At 53.7% G+C, this 1,711-nt stretch carries 1 protein-coding gene; it reads right to left on the bottom strand.

What is annotated here, in order from left to right; translation table 11 throughout:
• Positions 1-431: 431 nt before the first annotated feature.
• The coding region (locus HOC_RS20395; protein ID WP_035542385.1) for an efflux RND transporter permease subunit at positions 432-1,711 on the bottom strand (1,280 nt) is incomplete at its 5' end.

Below are 1,711 nucleotides of genomic sequence, written 5' to 3'. Positions count from 1 at the left end.
GGTCATCCAGCGCCTGGCAGGCAATGGTATCGGGATCCATCGCATGTATATCCGCCGACGCAGGACCGATCAACATGGTCGCGACCAGACAAGCTGCGAGCCATATTTTGACGCTTAGGATGAATCCGGATAAACGCATAGCATGCCCCATAACAGGCAATCCTTCAAAAATCACCAAGAAATCTCATCCGATGAAAGAGACGGTTTGCAAATCCTGGTACCCTGTTTTTTCCAATTTTGCGCCTGACGCTCCACCACGCGTTCAAACGGGCCAGTCACACACAGGATTGCACCGACAGCGGTTGGCATCTGAGGCGTCCGTGCAGGCGTGTACATGTCACCAACTGACGGGGGGCACTGTCGCAAGCACGCATGTGCGCCAGTCACCATGTGCTTGCCCATGGTGACTGGCAAAAGAAACAGGCAGCTTTCTAAATACTTTGCCCCGCGGTCACTTGGTTCTTCGGCAATTTCAGAGCCAGCGTTTTCCAGATCAGGAATGCGGCAGGAATGACGAGCAGTGTCAGGATTGTTGCGCTTGTCATGCCGCCAACCATCGGGGCGGCGATGCGGCGCATCACTTCTGAGCCTGTACCTGACCCGAGCATAATTGGAAGGAGGCCGGCTATGACGACAGCAACGGTCATCATAATGGGGCGGACCCGCAGAAGGGCGCCTTCGATGACTGAGGTGCGCAAGTTCTCCCGTGTGAGCTCGCGGCCCTCTTCCTTTGCCAGCGCGATTTGTACACCGAGAGCCTGCTCCAGATAAACAATCATCAGTACACCGATTTCTACAGAAACACCCGCCAGGGCAATAAATCCGACCCCGACGGCAACAGACATATTGTAACCAAGTATATCCAGGAACCAAAGGCCTCCAACGAGTGCGAGCGGTAGGGTTCCCATGATGATTAGAACCGGAGTGATGCGTCTGAAGTTCAGGAACAGCAGCAGCAGGATGATAACGAGCGTGAGAGGGACGACAACGCTGAGTCGTTGCTTGGCGCGCTCCATATATTCGTATTGTCCAGACCAGGAAAGGGAGTAGCCGGCAGGTAAATCAATCGTCTCAACAGACTTCTTTGCGTTCTTTACATAGCTGCCGATATCGACGTTTGATATATCAACATAGATCCACCCGTTCAGCCGGGCGTTTTCACTGCGGATGACGCCAGGTCCACCAGATATGGAAATATCGACAAGTCGGGACAGTGGAATTTGGGCGCCCGTCTTTGTAACGACGGGCAAGTTTTTCAGGCGTTCAAGCGAGTCGCGATATTCGTGTGGATAGCGCACATTCACCGGGTAGCGTTCCAGACCTTCGACCGATTGCGTCACTGTCATGCCGCCTATGGCCGTCTGCACGAAAGCCTGGACGTCGGCAACGTTCAGACCGAAACGCGCGGCTTCTTCGCGCTTTATATCCACATCGACAAAGCGACCACCTGTGACGCGTTCGGCGTAAACGGAAGCGGTGCCCGGAACATCTTTGATGACAGCTTCTATCTGCTGAGCGATATCGCCAATTTCTTCCAGATCCGGTCCGGCGACTTTTATTCCGATCGGCGTTTTTATGCCCGTCGCCAACATATCAATTCGGTTCTTGATTGGCATGATCCAGACATTGGTGAGGCTTGGGACGTGGACAAGATTATCGAGCTCTTTCTTGAGTTTCTCCGTGGTCATCCCTTCGCGCCACTCTTCTTTCG

It is taken from the genome of Hyphomonas oceanitis SCH89 (assembly GCF_000685295.1).
Taxonomy (GTDB): Bacteria; Pseudomonadota; Alphaproteobacteria; order Caulobacterales; family Hyphomonadaceae; genus Hyphomonas; species Hyphomonas oceanitis.
Note: the sequence above shows the minus strand (reverse complement) of the source record. Positions and strands in the feature narration are given on the sequence as shown.